The 15,657-nt window shown below is 57.3% G+C and carries 20 protein-coding genes; 12 read left to right on the top strand and 8 right to left on the bottom strand.

Annotated elements, in window-relative coordinates; genetic code table 11:
* The first annotated feature begins 74 nt into the window (after nucleotides 1–74).
* From ACFWW4_RS14280 to ACFWW4_RS14270, 3 genes are all read left to right on the top strand, one after another.
* On the top strand, nucleotides 75–236 hold the full coding sequence (locus ACFWW4_RS14280; RefSeq protein ID WP_411891480.1) for a hypothetical protein: 162 nt from the start codon (nucleotides 75–77) through the stop codon (nucleotides 234–236).
* A gap of 343 nt (nucleotides 237–579) precedes the next feature.
* Entirely contained in the window at nucleotides 580–897 is a 318-nt protein-coding gene (locus tag ACFWW4_RS14275) for a hypothetical protein (protein ID WP_411891479.1), read from the top strand.
* Nucleotides 898–951: 54 nt separating this feature from the next.
* A complete protein-coding gene (locus tag ACFWW4_RS14270; RefSeq protein ID WP_411891478.1) occupies nucleotides 952–1,941 on the top strand; it encodes a TraB/GumN family protein in 990 nt (329 codons plus the stop codon).
* A 3-nt stretch (nucleotides 1,942–1,944) separates the two neighbouring features.
* On the opposite strand, the gene ACFWW4_RS14265 is transcribed toward ACFWW4_RS14270, so the two are convergent.
* A complete protein-coding gene (locus ACFWW4_RS14265) occupies nucleotides 1,945–2,604 on the bottom strand; it encodes a DUF2161 domain-containing phosphodiesterase (RefSeq protein ID WP_411891477.1) in 660 nt (219 codons plus the stop codon).
* Between the two features lie 126 nt (nucleotides 2,605–2,730).
* Here ACFWW4_RS14265 and ACFWW4_RS14260 point away from each other — a divergent pair, with 126 nt between their 5' ends.
* Entirely contained in the window at nucleotides 2,731–3,663 is a 933-nt protein-coding gene (locus ACFWW4_RS14260; protein WP_411891476.1) for a transferrin-binding protein-like solute binding protein, read from the top strand.
* 54 nt (nucleotides 3,664–3,717) lie between these two features.
* Here the strand turns inward: ACFWW4_RS14260 and ACFWW4_RS14255 are convergent, their stop codons facing one another.
* The gene (locus ACFWW4_RS14255; RefSeq protein ID WP_411891475.1) at nucleotides 3,718–3,900 is read right to left on the bottom strand and encodes a hypothetical protein; all 183 of its coding nucleotides are present in this window, start codon (nucleotides 3,898–3,900) and stop codon (nucleotides 3,718–3,720) included.
* 297 nt (nucleotides 3,901–4,197) lie between these two features.
* Here ACFWW4_RS14255 and ACFWW4_RS14250 point away from each other — a divergent pair, with 297 nt between their 5' ends.
* The 6 genes from ACFWW4_RS14250 (at nucleotide 4,198) to ACFWW4_RS14225 (ending at nucleotide 9,086) form a co-directional block, all read left to right on the top strand.
* On the top strand, nucleotides 4,198–5,118 hold the full coding sequence (locus ACFWW4_RS14250; protein ID WP_411891474.1) for a manganese-dependent inorganic pyrophosphatase: 921 nt from the start codon (nucleotides 4,198–4,200) through the stop codon (nucleotides 5,116–5,118).
* Between the two features lie 76 nt (nucleotides 5,119–5,194).
* Complete coding sequence (locus ACFWW4_RS14245) at nucleotides 5,195–6,070, top strand: TIGR01459 family HAD-type hydrolase (RefSeq protein ID WP_411891473.1); 876 nt, start codon at nucleotides 5,195–5,197, stop codon at nucleotides 6,068–6,070.
* Between the two features lie 90 nt (nucleotides 6,071–6,160).
* Nucleotides 6,161–6,604, top strand: a complete 444-nt coding sequence (locus tag ACFWW4_RS14240) for a MaoC family dehydratase (RefSeq protein ID WP_411891472.1) — start codon at nucleotides 6,161–6,163, stop codon at nucleotides 6,602–6,604.
* A 36-nt stretch (nucleotides 6,605–6,640) separates the two neighbouring features.
* The gene (locus ACFWW4_RS14235) at nucleotides 6,641–7,582 is read left to right on the top strand and encodes a bifunctional riboflavin kinase/FAD synthetase (protein WP_411891471.1); all 942 of its coding nucleotides are present in this window, start codon (nucleotides 6,641–6,643) and stop codon (nucleotides 7,580–7,582) included.
* Nucleotides 7,572–8,039: a YcgN family cysteine cluster protein gene (locus ACFWW4_RS14230; protein ID WP_411891470.1), complete on the top strand. Its 468-nt coding sequence runs from the start codon at nucleotides 7,572–7,574 to the stop codon at nucleotides 8,037–8,039. Before ACFWW4_RS14235 ends, ACFWW4_RS14230 begins: the two co-directional genes overlap by 11 nt.
* Nucleotides 8,040–9,086: a threonine aldolase family protein gene (locus ACFWW4_RS14225; protein WP_411891469.1), complete on the top strand. Its 1,047-nt coding sequence runs from the start codon at nucleotides 8,040–8,042 to the stop codon at nucleotides 9,084–9,086. It begins immediately after the preceding gene.
* Here the strand turns inward: ACFWW4_RS14225 and ACFWW4_RS14220 are convergent.
* Nucleotides 9,055–9,840, bottom strand: coding sequence for an alpha/beta fold hydrolase (locus ACFWW4_RS14220; RefSeq protein WP_411891468.1), 786 nt, complete (start codon nucleotides 9,838–9,840; stop codon nucleotides 9,055–9,057). The genes ACFWW4_RS14225 and ACFWW4_RS14220 overlap by 32 nt on opposite strands.
* Nucleotides 9,840–10,436, bottom strand: a complete 597-nt coding sequence (locus ACFWW4_RS14215; RefSeq protein WP_411891467.1) for a 2-hydroxychromene-2-carboxylate isomerase — start codon at nucleotides 10,434–10,436, stop codon at nucleotides 9,840–9,842. The genes ACFWW4_RS14220 and ACFWW4_RS14215 overlap by 1 nt, the downstream gene beginning before the upstream one ends.
* Nucleotides 10,437–10,549: 113 nt before the next feature.
* Between ACFWW4_RS14215 and ACFWW4_RS14210 the strand changes: the two genes are divergently transcribed.
* A complete protein-coding gene (locus ACFWW4_RS14210) occupies nucleotides 10,550–11,569 on the top strand; it encodes a ribose-phosphate pyrophosphokinase (RefSeq protein WP_411891466.1) in 1,020 nt (339 codons plus the stop codon).
* A 25-nt stretch (nucleotides 11,570–11,594) separates the two neighbouring features.
* On the opposite strand, the gene ACFWW4_RS14205 is transcribed toward ACFWW4_RS14210, so the two are convergent.
* A complete protein-coding gene (locus ACFWW4_RS14205) occupies nucleotides 11,595–11,945 on the bottom strand; it encodes an H-type lectin domain-containing protein (RefSeq protein ID WP_393933737.1) in 351 nt (116 codons plus the stop codon).
* A gap of 190 nt (nucleotides 11,946–12,135) precedes the next feature.
* Here ACFWW4_RS14205 and ACFWW4_RS14200 point away from each other — a divergent pair, with 190 nt between their 5' ends.
* A complete protein-coding gene (locus tag ACFWW4_RS14200; protein WP_411891465.1) occupies nucleotides 12,136–12,843 on the top strand; it encodes a hypothetical protein in 708 nt (235 codons plus the stop codon).
* A gap of 59 nt (nucleotides 12,844–12,902) precedes the next feature.
* Here the strand turns inward: ACFWW4_RS14200 and ACFWW4_RS14195 are convergent, their stop codons facing one another.
* From ACFWW4_RS14195 to ACFWW4_RS14185, 3 genes are read right to left on the bottom strand one after another with little or no spacing between them, the layout of a single operon-like run.
* A complete protein-coding gene (locus ACFWW4_RS14195; protein WP_393933731.1) occupies nucleotides 12,903–13,328 on the bottom strand; it encodes a F0F1 ATP synthase subunit epsilon in 426 nt (141 codons plus the stop codon).
* Between the two features lie 9 nt (nucleotides 13,329–13,337).
* A complete protein-coding gene (gene atpD, locus ACFWW4_RS14190) occupies nucleotides 13,338–14,762 on the bottom strand; it encodes a F0F1 ATP synthase subunit beta (RefSeq protein ID WP_411891464.1) in 1,425 nt (474 codons plus the stop codon).
* 20 nt (nucleotides 14,763–14,782) lie between these two features.
* Nucleotides 14,783–15,655 carry a F0F1 ATP synthase subunit gamma gene (locus tag ACFWW4_RS14185; protein ID WP_411891463.1) on the bottom strand — a complete coding sequence of 291 codons (873 nt, stop codon included), beginning with the start codon at nucleotides 15,653–15,655 and terminating at the stop codon, nucleotides 14,783–14,785.
* Nucleotides 15,656–15,657: the final 2 nt, after the last annotated feature.

Raw genomic sequence — 15,657 nt, 5'->3', positions numbered from 1 at the left:
GGGTAGAACAAGGACAAAGACTTTTTAGTAGGTAAGATCTATTTTAAACTTTTCAAAATTTTCGGGCCCCCAGCATGTTGCAGGGGGCCTTATTCTTTGCGCTGAATCGCGTTACACTCGGCCTGACCAAGCATGCCACCACTGCCGACTTCGACGGCCTGGTTGTCATTGTTCTTGACCTGTTCGGCAAGTTACCGAATATCCGCCAAGGAGCTGATTTGCCGTCAATAAAATGATTGAACGCGCCAGCGAAAACGTTCAATCGCTGACAGTTGGTAAATCGATATGGACTCATGTGTTCATGTTTTGTACTATTTACGCAGAACAATCTCACCGTGTATTCCTTTGCGTCGTCCTTGGTTTGACCGAAAACCCACACATCTGGATCCCACCCAAAAAAATGCTTGGGGAACCGGGTGACCTTGGGTTAAACCACCCGAACACGATCACGAATCAAGGAGAATGCAATGCTCAGAAAGGATAACCTCACCCCCTGGTGCTAGGCCACGGCATTGCATGTCGGCGGCCCTGAATGGCCCGCTGATTTTTCCCAAGACGACATTCTGATCGGATACACAAATGCATCCCCCATTTTTTACGGTCGATCACAAGATCGGACCGGACATACACCACCAAAGCGACAGTCGGCCTGCCAAACGGCGGGGGATCGCAGAACGCTTGCGGTTGAGCCCTGCAGTCGTGGGCTGGCCACCGGCGCCATTGGTGGCCCCGTGGATATTGAGCGATGGTGATGTAGAGCTGCCATCAGGCGCACCGGCGCTGGGACGGCCACAGCTAAAGGTTGTACCGCCACCACGCCGAACCTTGCGCGATACGTTTGGTCGCTGGTTGATCCGGATGGGCCAGCGGATGATCCTGCAAAACCGCCTCGGGTAATTGACCCGGGGCGCGTCATCCTTAGGTTAAGGGCAGCCATTACAAGGAATGATCATGCTTTTGCGCCTCGCTGCCACATTTTTTGCCCTGATCGGCCTGCCCGCCGCCGCGCAATGCGTCGGTGAAAGCTATCTGGACCAACTGTCAGCGCAGGACCGGGCAGAGCTGGCCGCAGCCGCCGCTGAAATGCCGTATGCCGAGGGGCTGCTGTGGACCGCCACAAAAGATGACAGGCGGGTTACCGTCGTCGGCACTATGCATATCTACGATCCACGGCTGGAAGATATCCGCGCCCGCATCCAGGACACGGTGCAATCGGCTGACCTGATCATGCTTGAAGCCACGCCAGAGGACAAAAAAGCGTTGGAACAGTTGCTGATCACCGATCCTGGCATCCTGTTTATCAACGAAGGGCCGACATTGCGCGATCTGGTGGATGATGAAACATGGGGGCTGATCGCTGACGCGGCCAACGCCCGGTCTATCCCGCCATTCATGGCCGCCAAGATGCAGCCCTGGTATCTGTCGATCATGCTGTCCGTGCCGCCCTGCGCGATGCAAGGCATGATGGCCGGCGATCTGGGGCTGGACCTGATGATCATGGAAGACGCCGAAGATGCAGGTGTCCCGATGCAATCGCTTGAGGATGTCACCACCCTGTTTGATATCTTCAATAGTGACCCGATCGAGGATCAGATCGACATGCTGCGCATCAACCTGCTGTCGCCTGACGCCCAGAAACAGATGTTCGTGGCCATGCTGGATCGCTATTTTGCCGGGGACGTGGGCACATTATGGGAAATGTCGCGCTTTGCGATCATGACCACACCCGGCGTCGATCCGGCCGAGGCCGAGGACCTGTTCGCCCAGACCGAAGCCGCTCTGCTGATCGACCGCAATCGCAACTGGATGCCCGTGATCCGCGACGCAACGCAGATGCATGATGAGATCGTCGTTGCTGTCGGTGCTGCACATCTGATCGGCGATGACGGGATCCTGCAGTTTCTGGATGACGAAGGCTGGACCTTGCAGCAGATGCAATAGCGTTCAGACGTCCCCGTAATCTGCAAGTCCCTGGTGACCGGCCTCTGTCAGACTATAGACGCCGCGGCTGACACGCTGAAACCAGCCATAATGATCGGCAGCCATGATACGGGTGGCGTCCGGCACCTCGGCCCAGTTTTTGACAGTCGCCCCCTTTGATGGACCGTGGACTGCCAGAAACCGGGCGCAGCGCAGGGCATCCTGCCGGTAACCTGTCACAATGCCGTGCCGGGTGGCGCCGCCGCTATTGGGGTCGCCCTTCAGGCGATCATAGGCGCGCAAGAGCCGCGCCGCCTTTTTCTTGGACCTGCGCGGCGCATATGGCCCGGGGTCGGCCAACACCTCGACATGCCCATCACGCAGCCGCACGGTGATCACACCTAGACCAACCCGGCGGGCAAGCTTCACATTCGCCTTCAGCGCCTTGGTCTTTCCGCCGGCGGGTATAGCTAGGTAAACCAGATCGGTCATCGCCAACCGCTCGATCCCCTGATGAAACAAGGCGAGCGAAAATCCCAGTTTCAACTCGACGATAACCGGCGCTTCGGCACCGCGCCGGGCCACCACATCAGCGGCCCCCACCTCGCCTTTTACGTCATAGCCTTGCCGCTCAAGATAGGCTTTCACAGGTGGATATAGATCGGCTTCCCGAGGTTTCGTCATCCCGATCCAGTTTGGGTCATATTCATCACAGCAGCAAGGACCTGCCCAACAAAATCAAGTTCAACCTAGCCGTGCGCCGGGCCAAGGTATTAATGAATTCTTAACACTCACAGCAAAGGTTGCCCAATGACGACTTACATACCAAAAACCGCCATGTCGCTCACCCTGCTTCTGGCCCTTGCCGCCTGTGGTGGTAGTGGTGGCGGTGACCCCATATCAGGCGGCCCCGGCGGCACGACAAATGGACCAGATGCGAGCGATGGTTACGCTGAGGCGGGAGACGAAATCGACCAAGGCATCACCTTCTCCACAACGGGCAACAGCAAGCTTGTGCGGGTTGGCGGAACGCCCTCGGTCCAGCAATCCGACATCACGGTTGCGTTCACCAATCCTTCCGGTGCCAATCCAGGAGTTGTCACGCTCCAAGTTGATGGGCAGTCTTTGAATGCGGTGTTGTCGAGCGGATCTCAAACAGACTATTTCGGCCAGAATAACGTCAATGGCGTCCCGACCAATGTAGATTTCGACGTGCTGGAAACAGTTCCGAGCAACATCGCAGCACAGGCGCGTCTGTCGATTGTTCCAAGCGGTTCATCGACTGACAGTCAGGTTACTCATATCGTCTACGGTTTTGATACCGACCCGGCAACGATTGCGGCTCTATCGCCGCCAGGCGGATCGATCTTTTATGATGCGGAGGTCAATGTGGACGCTGTCCAGGGTACCACGACCGCACGAGGGTCAGGCTTCATCTCGCTCGAGGCAGATTTCGTGAACGATACAATTGACGGTTCCATGAACCTTGGATCGTTAACGGGCATCATGAACGGACAGAGCTATGACTTGCAGTCCACAGCAATCAGCGGTAACGGCTTTTCCGGAAATATCGCTGTGGACGGCAGCTTGCCAACCGGGCTCGACCTTCAAAGCGGTGCCTATGCCGGTCAGTTCTACGGCGTTGATGCGCTGGTCATCGGCGGCAATGTCCTGCTGACAATTACCGAAGATGGGTCAGACCCCATTTCCATTCAGGGCGCATTCCTCGGCACCGAAGACTGATTGAAACCGCAGGTTTTCAAATAGCCCCGCCGCAATTTGCGGCGGGGTGTTTTATTAACGGCCGCCCAACCGACCGGGGAAGCGTGGCGGGCGTTTGCTGTCACGCCGCTGCCGGTTCGGGCTTTGGGGCACATTGCCGGGTCGCCCGCCCACCGGATCAGGGCGAATGACCCTGCGGTTCGTGACGGACAGGGGTTTCGTGCCCGTCTTGCGGGGCTTTGGTGTTTTATGGGGCATCTTTGCACCTCATCTGTAAATGATCATGGGGCCAAAACGGCCAAACGGATCGCCAAACGGCGTCAGCCAGTCATGTCCATTGTCAGGGTGCTCCTTCTCAAAAGGGTGGCGGGCATCCTTGCCCATTGATCAATGCAAGCGGTTTAGGCCAGTTTGTCCATTGTCAGGTTCCTCCTATTGAGCGCCGTAAGGTTACCATAATCCCAACCATAACGTCAAACCACAGCCATGGGGTGACAGCCCTGACAGACACTCATATACACGGGGCAAATTGCGCCCTGATGGAAAGTGACCCCCATGACCACACTCGTTTTCGGCCACAAAGCCCCCGACACTGACAGCACCGGTTCGCCCCTGATCTGGGAATGGTTCCTGAACCACACCGGGATCGACGCCAAGGCGGTGCTGCTTGGCAAACCCAATACAGAGGCTGAGTTTGTCGCCAAAAAATGGGGCTTTACCCTGCCCGACGTGATCAAGGACGTCGAGAATGACCAGGAATGCGTCATCGTTGACACCAACAATCCTGCCGAACTGCCAGAGAACATCAATAACGCCAAGGTCATCGCGATCATCGACCATCACAAATTGACCAGCGGGCTGGAAACCAAGAACCCGATCAACATCACGATCCGGCCTTTGGCCTGCACTGCTACGATCATGCATCAGATGATGGGGTCAGCGGCCACCAAGATGCCAAAGAACGTCAAGGGGCTGATGCTGTCCTGCATCCTGTCCGACACGCTGGCATTCCGGTCCCCCACCACCACACCGATGGACAAGGAACTGGCCGAGAAGCTGGCAGATGAGCTGAATATCGACCTGCACGGCTATGCGGGTGAGATGTTTGCGGCGAAATCCGATGTGTCTGCATTCTCCGAGGCCGAGTTGTTGCGTATGGACAGCAAGGAATATGAGGTCGATGGCAAGAAGTTCCGTGTCTCGGTGCTGGAAACAACCGCGCCCGATGTGGTGCTGGATCGCAAAAAGGCACTGATAGATGCTATGCCCGCCGTCGCCAAGGAAGACGGCGTTGATCAGGTTTTGCTGTTCGTGGTTGATATCCTTTCCGAAGAAGCAACACTGCTGATCCCCAACGATCTGACCAAGACCCTGGCCGAAAAATCATTTGACGCCAAGGTCAGCGGCGACAGCGTGGTTCTGCCCGGCATGATGAGCCGGAAAAAACAGATCATTCCGAACCTGAAACTGTCTTAACGGAACGTTCGTAGGGGTCCGACGTTTTGCCGACGTAAGTCCGACGCAACGCCGACCGCCGAAAAGGTGCCATTTCATGACCCAGATCATCACCCGTTTCGAAGAGATTTCGGGGCAATACGACGCCGCCTTTGTCGACCTGTGGGGCTGCATGCATAACGGCATTCACGCCCTGCCCGATGCAGTCGCGGCCATGCAGAAATACAGGGCCGCTGGCGGGTTGGTGGTGCTTGTCACCAACTCCCCCCGTCCGTGGGATTCGGTGGCGCGCCAAATCAGCGGGTTCGGTGTGCCGGACGATGCATGGGATGCCATTGCCACTTCTGGTGATAGCGCGCGGGCGGCCATGTATCGCGGGATCGTCGGGCAAAAAATCTGGTTCATGGGCGAAAGCCCACGCGATGATGATTTCTTCAAGCCCTTGAAAATCATTGAAGATCCGGTGAACATCCAAAAGGTTCCGCTGGACGAAGCCGAAGGCATCGTCTGTTGCGGCCCCTTTGATCCACTGGCCGATGTTGATGTGAACCGGCCAGAGTTTCTTTACGCCAAGACAAAGGGGCTGAAGCTGCTTTGCGCCAATCCCGACATTGTCGTGGACCGGGGCGAGGTGCGGGAATGGTGTGCCGGTGCCTTGGCTGCGCTTTATACTGAAATGGGCGGCGAGAGCCTTTATTTCGGCAAGCCGCACCCGCCGATCTACGACTTGGCACGCCGCAGGCTCGCTGCGTTAACCAGTGCGCCATCCGATCCGCGTATCATCGGGATCGGTGATGGAATCGGTACTGATATTCTGGGCGCCGTTCAGGAAGATATCGATGCGCTGTTCATTTCCGGCGGATTGGCGGCGAAAGAGACGAAAACAGACACGCAACCCGACCCTGATGCGCTGGCCGACTATCTGCAATCGCAGCAGATGAGCGCGACTTATTCAATTGGTCACCTTCGCTAACGGAATCGCTTGATTTTTCTGCGTTTGCAAAGTAATTAAATTTCAATATCGTTATGATACTTGGATTTTTGTTACCTTATGGAGCGTGACATGCTTGATAATGCCCCCCGCGGAACGATCTGCATCGAAGATATTGAGATCGGGATGGTGCGGTCGCTGCGCAAGGTCGTGACCGACCGCGATATCGAGCTGTTCGCCGAAGTATCCACCGACCGGAACCCGGTTCATCTGGACGAGGAATACGCACGAGACACGATATTCGCGGGCCGTATTGCCCACGGCATGCTGACTGCCGGGCTTGTCAGCGCGGTCATTGGTGAGCAACTGCCCGGTCACGGCACGGTCTATCTGGGGCAGAACCTGAAATTCCTCGCGCCCGTACGTCCAGGCGACATGGTGCTGGCCGAGGTTGAGGTGACCGAGATTGATCACTCAAGGCGCCGGGTCAAGATGGACACGCGTTGTCTGGTCAATGACAAGAAGGTGCTTGTCGGGGACGCCACTGTTCTGGCCCCATCGCGGAAATTCGACTGACCTTGCACGCCCGCGCGAGCCACGCTACGCAAGGCCATGCGCATTATCCGAGACACCGTTTACATTGACCCTGCCGACCGCGGTGCAGCAGCGGCCATCGGTAATTTCGACGGTGTTCATATCGGCCATCAGGCCGTGATTGATCTGACGCGGAAGGTCGCGCAGGACGCACAGGTGCCGCTTGGCATCATGACATTCGAACCCCACCCGCGCAGCTATTTTTCCAAGAATTCCAAACCGTTCCGCCTGATGAATGCTGAGGCCAAGGCAAACAGACTTGCCAAGCTGGGTGTCGAAAAGCTGTATGAGGTCCCGTTTAACGACGCACTGGCCGGCCTGACCCCGCGCGCGTTTGCACAAAACATCATCGCCGATCAGTTAGGTCTGACACATGTGGTCGTTGGTGCCGACTTCTGCTTTGGCAAGGGTCGCGCCGGGACAACAACCGACCTGCAAACCTTCGGCGCAGAGATGGGGTTTGGCGTGACCATCGCCCCAATCGTGACCAACGATGCAGGTGCGGTGTCATCGACCGCGATCCGAAAGGCCCTGACGGATGGTCGGCCCCGTGATGCGGCGGCAATGCTGGATCACTGGCACCGGATCGAAGGCGAGGTTATTCGTGGCCATCAGCGCGGTCGTGATCTGGGTTATCCCACGGCCAATATGTCGATCGCCGACCTGCATCCTCCAAAATTCGGTGTCTACGCCGTCAAGGTGGATGTGTTGGGCGGACCGCATGAAGGCACTTATGATGGTGCCGCATCCATCGGGGTGCGTCCGATGTTCGGGGAGAACCTGCCAAATTGCGAAACGTTCATTTTTGATTTCAAGGGCGATCTGTATGGGACCCACCTGTCAGTGGCGCTTGTCGATTTCCTGCGCCCGGAGCTGAAATTCGATGGGGTCGATGAGTTAATCAGCCAGATGGGCACCGATTGTGATCAGGCCCGTGGAATTCTGGCCAATGTCCAGTGAAATCCCCCGGAACGGGCTGGCGCCCCGGTTCTGGCAAACCAAACCAATGAACAAACTGAACCGGGAGGAATGGGAGGCGCTGTGCGATGGCTGCGGCAAATGCTGCCTGAACAAGCTGGAAGATGACGAAGGCACCGTCGCCCTGACCCGGATCGCCTGCCGCCTGCTGGATGACAGCACCTGTCTGTGCGGCAACTATGTCAACCGTCACGATTTTGTCCCTGAATGCATCGTGCTGACCCCCAAGACACTCAAGGACAACATGTACTGGCTGCCGCAGACCTGTGCTTACCGCTTGGTTTATGAAGGTCGGGATCTTTATGATTGGCATCCGCTGATCTCGGGCAATCCGATGTCGGTCCATGACGCGGGCGTGTCGGTGAAGGGTCTGACAATACCGGAATTCAAAGTCGATGAAGATGATTGGGACGACCACATCATCGAGGAGCCGAATTAGATGTATTTTGCCTCTGACAACGCGGGCCCGGCCCACCCCAAGGTGATGGAGGCGCTGGTCGCAGCCAATCAGGGCTATGCCATGGGCTATGGCGCAGACCCGATCATGGATGAGGTGCGCGTGCAGGTTCGCGACATCTTTGAAGCGCCAGAAGCAGCCGTTTATCTGATCATCAATGGCACAGCGGCCAATTCCGTATTGCTGGGCACCATGTCCCAGCCCTGGCAGACGATTTTCTGTTCTGAATGCGCGCATATCCACGAGGATGAATGCAACGCCCCGGAATTCTATACACAGGCCAAGCTGACACTGGTGCCAACAGCCGACGGCAAGATGTCCGCCGATGCGCTGCGCACAAAAATCCTGGCTGAAGAAAACCGTGGCGTGCATGGCCCGCAGCGCGGGCCGCTGTCGATCACGCAGGTGACCGAGAAAGGGACGCTGTATTCGCTGGATCAGATCGCGGCGCTGACAGACGTGGCCCGCGAATACGGCCTCAAAACCCATCTGGACGGCGCGCGCTTTGCCAATGCGCTGACCGCACTCGACTGCTCACCGGCCGAGATGACGTGGAAAGCGGGCATTGATACGGTCAGCTTTGGCGGTACGAAAAACGGGGCACTGGGCGTTGAGGCTTGTGTGATCTTCGACCCCGATCTGGCCTGGGAGTTTGAGTTGCGCCGCAAGCGTGGCGGGCATTTGTTGTCCAAGCATCGTTATCTGTCGGCCCAGATGCAGGCCTATCTGGCTGACGGGTTGTGGCTCGATATGGCCCGGTCGGCCAATGCGCGCTGCGCCCAACTGGCCGAGGGGCTGCGCGCCCATAACGCCGTGCAGATGCTGTATGAACCGCAGGCCAATATCATCTTTTTCCAGATGCGCCGGTCTGAACATAAGCGAATGCTGGACGGCGGCGCGGTCTACTATGTGATGAGCGGCGATCCGGAAATCGGCGACCCTGACGAGATGCTGATTGGTCGACTGGTGACCGACTGGTCGATGACCGAAGAGGGCGTCACGCAGTTTCTGGATCTGCTGCGCGGATAATCCGGGCGACCTCTTCCACATGGGTGAGCGGCACCATGTGACCGGCGCCCGCCACAACATGATCGGTGGCGTTAGGCATACGACTGACAAGGCTGTTATGGATTGCCGCGATTACCGGTACAGAGGCGGCACCCCGGATCAGCGCAACAGGGATCGAAAGCGTCGATAGCTTTTCGGCAGAGGTGATCGCGTCTGCATCTTCTTCGATCGCCGCTGCACCAGCCACGATCAGGTGAATCCGCTCTGTCAGGTAGGCCCGCCGACGCTCTGAAAGATCCGCCCAAGGCGTGTCGCCCCACAGGGCGTTGAATATCTCTGCCGCCTTTGCCTCTTCCCCGGTCAGCATGGCACCGACAAAAGGGCGAAACTTTTTCGCGTGCGCCTGATGGGCCTCGGTTCCCTTGGCGGCGGCAAAATAGACCGGTTCAATCAGCGTCAGGCGATTGACCAGATCGGGTCGTGTGACCGCGAGGCGCAAGGCGGCAGTCGCACCAAAAGAATGACCGATCAGGTGGGTTGGACCGTCGCAGAAGCTGGCGGCAGTGTCGGCCACGAGTGACTGATATTCGGTTGTTCCGTCCCAGTCAGCGCTGCGCCCGTGGCCCGGCATGTCGAACAGCGTGGCGCGACAGCCAAGCGCGTTTGCCAAGGGCAGCAGAACCTTGTACCGCGCCAGCGCACAATGGATCATGACCGCAGGCGCGCCGGACCCGACGGTTTCAAATGCGATCTGATGTCCGGCGATGGTGTGCACTAAAGATCGCCAGCCAGATATGCATCCAGATCATCAAGACGGTCCTGCCCCCAGAACCGTTCATCCGTGTCGGTGATGAAAAACGGGGCACCAAAGGCCCCCTGCATCACGGCATCTTCTAGGTTTTTGGCAAAGGTATCGGCGCTGGTCATCAGACCCTTATCGGCCAGCGCGGGATCAAAGCCAGATTTTTCCAACACGTCCCGCACAACGTCATCCTGTGCGATATCCCGGTCCTCGGCCCAGCAGGCGGCACCGAAATTGTGCACAAGCTGGCCAACATTGCCGCCTTCGTTCTGGGCGGTAATGATGGCATAGGCCGATGGCGCCCCGTTGGTTGGCCAGTGGGCCGGTTTGGGGTTCAGTGGCAGCCCTGCCAGCTTGGACCGGCGACGCAGTTCCTGCAGCCGATATTCCTGCCGATTTGGGTGTCTGTCCTTGGGGGGCGTGCCGCCGGTCCGACCAAACAGCGCCATGATATCAAGTGGTCTATAGGTGATGGTTGCGCCGTGTCTATCCGCAATTTCCTGCGGACGCGTACCCGACAGGTAGGTGAAGGGTGAGAGCGTTGCAAAGAAGTAATCGATATGGGCCATTTCCGTCTCCTGAGGTGCGCTGCATGTTTGCGGGACGGTAACCCTGTGCTACTCGGTGTCAACGCCACGAATCCGTTACATGCCAGTAACCCCTTCTGCCAAAGGACCCCCTGATGCCCACCATGATCGAGCCGAAGCTGATTTCCGGTAACGCGAACCAGCCGCTGGCCACCGCAATTGCCCGCCGCATGTCGATGCACCGGGGCATGGAAGTTGGATTATGTGATGCGCGGGTCGAACGGTTCAACGATGGTGAGATTTTTGTCGAGGTGTTCGAAAATGTGCGCGGCGAGGACATGTTCATCGTCCAACCCACATCAAACCCGGCCAATGACAACCTGATGGAACTCTTGATCATCGCGGACGCCCTGCGTCGGTCCTCTGCCGCCCGTATCACCGCTGTGATCCCCTATTTCGGATACGCACGGCAGGACCGCAGATCCAAGGCCCGTACTCCGATCACGGCCAAGCTGGTGTCGAATATGATCGTAGAAGCCGGTATCGAGCGCGTTTTGACCCTGGATTTGCACGCCACGCAGATTCAGGGTTTTTTCGACATTCCGGTCGATAACCTTTATGCCTCACCCATTTATGCGCTCGATGCGATGCACAATTTCCGCGATCGGTTGGACGATGTGATGATCGTCTCGCCCGACGTGGGCGGCGTGGCTCGGGCGCGTGATCTGGCACAGCGGATCGGCGCACCTTTGTCTATTGTGGACAAACGCCGCGGCAAGCCCGGTGAAGTGGCTGAAATGACGGTGATTGGTGACGTGAAAGACAAGGTCTGCGTAATCGTGGACGATATCGTGGATACCGCAGGCACCCTTTGCAAAGCTGCCGAAGTGCTGATGGAAAACGGCGCGAAAGAGGTTCATTCCTATATCACGCACGGCGTTCTTTCCGGCCCAGCGGTCGAGCGGGTCTCGAAGTCGGTGATGAAAACCCTTGTGATCACCGACACGATTGCACCTACAGCAGCGGTGAAAGGCTGCAAGAATATCCGTATCGTGCCAACCGCGCCTATGTTCGCCCAGGCCATTCTGAACACCTGGAACGGCACATCGGTATCATCGCTCTTTGATCACAAGACGCTGGGCCCGATCTATGAAGGGCTTTATGCTGCGGAGTAGCATGAGCCACGTCCGGGACGATGGTTCAATAAAGATCCCACCCATCATCATTTGGCAACTCGCCAATTGATGTCCATGCCACCCGTGCACGAGCCACTTGCGTATCGGCCCATGTGCGAAACACGATGTCAAAGCCTGAATTGGTGATATTTTCGGCCTGAACATCCACACGGGTGTTCGTCTTGTTCGAGATGTCCCACATCGATATCGACACCTGGACATGCGGTGGGTTCAGATAGGGCGTTGCAAAAACCACCGCTTGCCGATTTTGCCGGGGGCCTTCGCCACGCCACATGTCACCATCATGTTCAAAGTCAGAGAACAGGACCACATCACCATGGTCAATTCCAACCGTACCACTCTGCAACCTACGCATGACTGCCCTTCGCGTTATTCAGCATTGATTGTTCTTTCCGGTCCGACCGAAAAGCCAGGCGCCCTTCAGCACAGCTTTCCCAACAGAGATAATAAATAGTTCATGAATAAGAGATAACTTGATTAGCAATTTAATAGAATAGTCGGGTTTTGCTGTGATGACCACGTGGCTTCGTCTTCTGATACCGTGCATGCTGCTGGCTTGTTTTGCATCCTGCGGTGGAGGTTCCGGGGAAGGCCGCACCAACGGTGATGGGGCCGGTTCAGGCCCGGACGGGGGTGGCAGCGGCTCGTCCGACCCTCCTGTCGTCGGAACGACAGCGTTGAATGTGTTGACAGCAGCCGAACGGGTCAGTTACGAGGCTGACCTTCTCAGCGATTTTGCCATTGTGACAGACGCATCCACCGGGGGTGGTCAAACCGTATTTGGCAGCCAGCCGACAACAGGATCGGTTTCATATGATGGGTATATGCAGTTGATCATGGGGAATGCATCGGTGTCGGCCAATGTCATCGGGAATGCCATGCTGCAACTGGATATCGCAAATGCCACGCTTTCGGGTACCGCATCAGGTTTTCAGGGCATCACCGAAGACGAATTCGATTTTCCACAGGTGGCGCATTATGATGGGGTGGTCACGATTACGGACGCCACGGTTGGTGCAAGTCCCGATGGTCATTACGCCGTGGGGTTTGGCATCAACGGCGTCTTGGACAACGGCCTCAACAGCTTTGCGATTGATGGCAATCTGATCGGTTCCCTTTACGGAGCAGAGGCCGAAGGGCTGTACGCGATCGGCAGCTACACCAACATTCACGGCAGCATGGACATCACGATTGATGGTGTCGACACACCGGAAGATATCGGCATTGCCACGGTTTCCACCCTGAAACAGTGATGTTTCAAACAGAAAGGGCCCCGCGAATGCAGGGCCCTTCTCAAGAGTGATTGCGTGGTTCAGTTTTTCGGGCTGAGTCCAATTGTCCCGCCAATCGCCACCATATCCGCCAGCAATTTGGCGGCGTCATCGACTGGGCCAGGTTCGTTCTTGAACGTCTCTTGCGCCTTGCCGTAAGCCTCTTTGGCATCGGCAACCATCTGGTCGTAGATCTCTTGCGTCACTTCGCCCTTGGGCAGCGCGTTTTCCGCCAGGACTGAAACGCTTTCTGCCGTGATCTCGGCAAAACCGCCAGACACGACATATTCGTCGCTTCCGCCCTTATGGACCACGGTCAGCACACCAGGGCGCAGCGTTGTGATCGTTGGCGCGTGATCGGCCATTGCCGTCATGTCGCCATCGGCACCGGGGATCTGCACCTCGGACGCCTCAACCGAGGCCAAGCGGCGTTCGGGCGAGACCAGATCAAATTGTAGGTTTGCCATGTCGGCTCCTTACGCTGCGTCTGCAGCCATTTTCTCGGCTTTGGCTTTCACTTCGTCGATGCCACCGACCATGTAGAACGCACCTTCTGGCAAATGGTCATATTCACCGGCGACAACGGCCTTGAAGGACGAAATCGTGTCTTCCAGCGGGACCTGTACGCCGGGCGAACCGGTGAACACTTCGGCCACGTCAAATGGCTGCGACAGGAAACGCTGGATTTTCCGGGCGCGGGCCACGGTCAGTTTGTCTTCTTCGGACAGTTCGTCCATGCCGAGGATGGCGATGATGTCCTGCAGTGACTTGTAGCGCTGCAACGTGTTCTGCACATCCATGGCGACGCGATAATGCTCTTCACCCAGAACAGCGGGGTCCATCAGGCGCGACGTTGAATCGAGCGGGTCCACGGCAGGATAGATACCCAGCTCGGAAATCGCACGGTTCAGAACGGTCGTCGCGTCAAGGTGCGCGAACGATGTCGCAGGCGCAGGGTCGGTCAAGTCGTCAGCAGGCACGTAGATCGCCTGCACAGAGGTGATCGAGCCATTCTTGGTCGATGTAATCCGTTCCTGCATCTGACCCATATCGGTCGCCAGTGTTGGCTGATAGCCCACAGCGGATGGGATACGGCCCAACAGCGCTGACACCTCGGAACCGGCTTGGGTAAAGCGGAAGATGTTGTCGACAAAGAACAGAACGTCTGTCCCGGACTGATCGCGGAATTGTTCGGCCATCGTCAGACCGGACAGGGCCACACGCATACGCGCACCGGGAGGTTCGTTCATCTGACCATAAACCAGCGCCACTTTGGACTTGGTCAGGTCATCGGCGTTGATAACGCCGGATTCGATGAATTCGTAGTACAGGTCGTTGCCTTCACGGGTCCGCTCACCCACACCAGCGAAGACCGAATAGCCGGAGTGCACCTTGGCAATGTTGTTGATCAGTTCCTGGATCAGAACCGTTTTGCCCACACCAGCACCCCCGAAGAGGCCGATTTTACCGCCCTTCGCGTAAGGGGCCAGCAGGTCGATAACCTTAATACCGGTCACAAGGATTTCCGAAGAGGTCGACTGCGCCTCAAACGTTGGTGCGTCACCATGGATCGTGCGGCTTTCCTTGGTGTCGATCGGGCCTTTTTCATCAATGGGCTCGCCCACGACGTTCATGATCCGCCCAAGGGTTGCGTCACCCACGGGCACACTGATTGGACCGTCAGTGTCGGTGACTTCCTGACCACGCACCAGACCTTCGGTTGCGTCCATGGCGATGGCGCGCACGGTGTTTTCACCAAGGTGCTGTGCGACCTCAAGGGTCAGCTTGCGGCCGTTGTTGTCGGTTGTCAGGGCGTTCAGAATCTCAGGCAGATGTTCATCGAACTGCACGTCAACGACGGCGCCGATGATCTGCGTGATCTTACCTTTTGCGTTAGCCATAATGGTTTTCTCCGGGGGTACTAGAGCGCTTCCGCGCCCGAAATAATTTCAATCAGCTCGTTGGTGATCACGGCCTGGCGCGAGCGGTTGAACTCGATCGTCAGTTTGTCGATCATTTCACCGGCGTTGCGGGTCGCGTTGTCCATGGCGGACATGCGGGCACCCTGTTCGGACGCGCCATTTTCCAGCAATGCGCTGAAAATTGCGGTCGCGACGCCGCGCGGCAGCAGGTCGGCCAGGATTTCTTCCTCGCCGGGTTCATAGTCGTAAAGCGTGGCTTCCTTGTCGGCCACCTCTTCGAACTTGGCGGGGATGATCTGCTGGGCCGTCGGGTGCTGGGTGACGACATTCTCGAAACGCGCGAAAAAGATCGTTGCGACGTCGAATTCACCCGCATCGAACCGCGCCAAGACATCCTTGGCGATCCCCTGAGCGTCAGCGTAGCTAACCCGCTTCACCTCTGTCAGGTCCACGTGATGGACGAAATGGTCACTCAGGTCACGCTTAAGCGCATCACGGCCCTTCTTGCCGACCGTTACGATTTTCACGGTCTTGCCTTCGGCGATCAGCTTTTGCGCATGTGTACGCGCCAGTTTGGCGATATTGCCGTTGAAACCGCCGCACAGACCACGTTCCGCAGTCATGACGATCAGCAGCTGCACCTGATCGCTGCCCGTTCCGGATAGCAATTTGGGTGCAGAGTCAGAGCCACCGACAGATGCAGCAAGCCCCGCCATCACGGCGTTGAACCGTTCTGTGTAGGGGCGAGACGCCTCGGCAGCATCTTGGGCGCGGCGCAGTTTGGCTGCCGCGACCATTTGCATGGCCTTGGTAATCTTGCGGGTCGATTTGACCGACTCGATCCTGTTTTTCAGGTCCTTAAGACTGGGCATAA

The organism is Yoonia sp. SDW83-1, from assembly GCF_046762885.1.
In the GTDB taxonomy this organism is placed as follows: Bacteria; Pseudomonadota; Alphaproteobacteria; order Rhodobacterales; family Rhodobacteraceae; genus Yoonia.
This window is presented reverse-complemented; position numbering and strand designations above follow the sequence as displayed.

Excerpts from the sequence above, each read along its gene's own strand:
- ACFWW4_RS14280 (WP_411891480.1), top strand. The coding sequence starts at position 75 with ATGTTGCAGGGGGCCTTATTCTTTGCGCTGAATCGCGTTACACTCGGC.
- ACFWW4_RS14275 (WP_411891479.1), top strand. The coding sequence starts at position 580 with ATGCATCCCCCATTTTTTACGGTCGATCACAAGATCGGACCGGACATA.
- ACFWW4_RS14270 (WP_411891478.1), top strand. The coding sequence starts at position 952 with ATGCTTTTGCGCCTCGCTGCCACATTTTTTGCCCTGATCGGCCTGCCC.
- ACFWW4_RS14265 (WP_411891477.1), bottom strand. The coding sequence starts at position 2,604 with ATGACGAAACCTCGGGAAGCCGATCTATATCCACCTGTGAAAGCCTAT.
- ACFWW4_RS14260 (WP_411891476.1), top strand. The coding sequence starts at position 2,731 with ATGACGACTTACATACCAAAAACCGCCATGTCGCTCACCCTGCTTCTG.
- ACFWW4_RS14255 (WP_411891475.1), bottom strand. The coding sequence starts at position 3,900 with ATGCCCCATAAAACACCAAAGCCCCGCAAGACGGGCACGAAACCCCTG.
- ACFWW4_RS14250 (WP_411891474.1), top strand. The coding sequence starts at position 4,198 with ATGACCACACTCGTTTTCGGCCACAAAGCCCCCGACACTGACAGCACC.
- ACFWW4_RS14245 (WP_411891473.1), top strand. The coding sequence starts at position 5,195 with ATGACCCAGATCATCACCCGTTTCGAAGAGATTTCGGGGCAATACGAC.
- ACFWW4_RS14240 (WP_411891472.1), top strand. The coding sequence starts at position 6,161 with ATGCTTGATAATGCCCCCCGCGGAACGATCTGCATCGAAGATATTGAG.
- ACFWW4_RS14235 (WP_411891471.1), top strand. The coding sequence starts at position 6,641 with ATGCGCATTATCCGAGACACCGTTTACATTGACCCTGCCGACCGCGGT.
- ACFWW4_RS14230 (WP_411891470.1), top strand. The coding sequence starts at position 7,572 with ATGTCCAGTGAAATCCCCCGGAACGGGCTGGCGCCCCGGTTCTGGCAA.
- ACFWW4_RS14225 (WP_411891469.1), top strand. The coding sequence starts at position 8,040 with ATGTATTTTGCCTCTGACAACGCGGGCCCGGCCCACCCCAAGGTGATG.
- ACFWW4_RS14215 (WP_411891467.1), bottom strand. The coding sequence starts at position 10,436 with ATGGCCCATATCGATTACTTCTTTGCAACGCTCTCACCCTTCACCTAC.
- ACFWW4_RS14210 (WP_411891466.1), top strand. The coding sequence starts at position 10,550 with ATGCCCACCATGATCGAGCCGAAGCTGATTTCCGGTAACGCGAACCAG.
- ACFWW4_RS14205 (WP_393933737.1), bottom strand. The coding sequence starts at position 11,945 with ATGCGTAGGTTGCAGAGTGGTACGGTTGGAATTGACCATGGTGATGTG.
- ACFWW4_RS14200 (WP_411891465.1), top strand. The coding sequence starts at position 12,136 with ATGCTGCTGGCTTGTTTTGCATCCTGCGGTGGAGGTTCCGGGGAAGGC.
- ACFWW4_RS14195 (WP_393933731.1), bottom strand. The coding sequence starts at position 13,328 with ATGGCAAACCTACAATTTGATCTGGTCTCGCCCGAACGCCGCTTGGCC.
- atpD (WP_411891464.1), bottom strand. The coding sequence starts at position 14,762 with ATGGCTAACGCAAAAGGTAAGATCACGCAGATCATCGGCGCCGTCGTT.
- ACFWW4_RS14185 (WP_411891463.1), bottom strand. The coding sequence starts at position 15,655 with ATGCCCAGTCTTAAGGACCTGAAAAACAGGATCGAGTCGGTCAAATCG.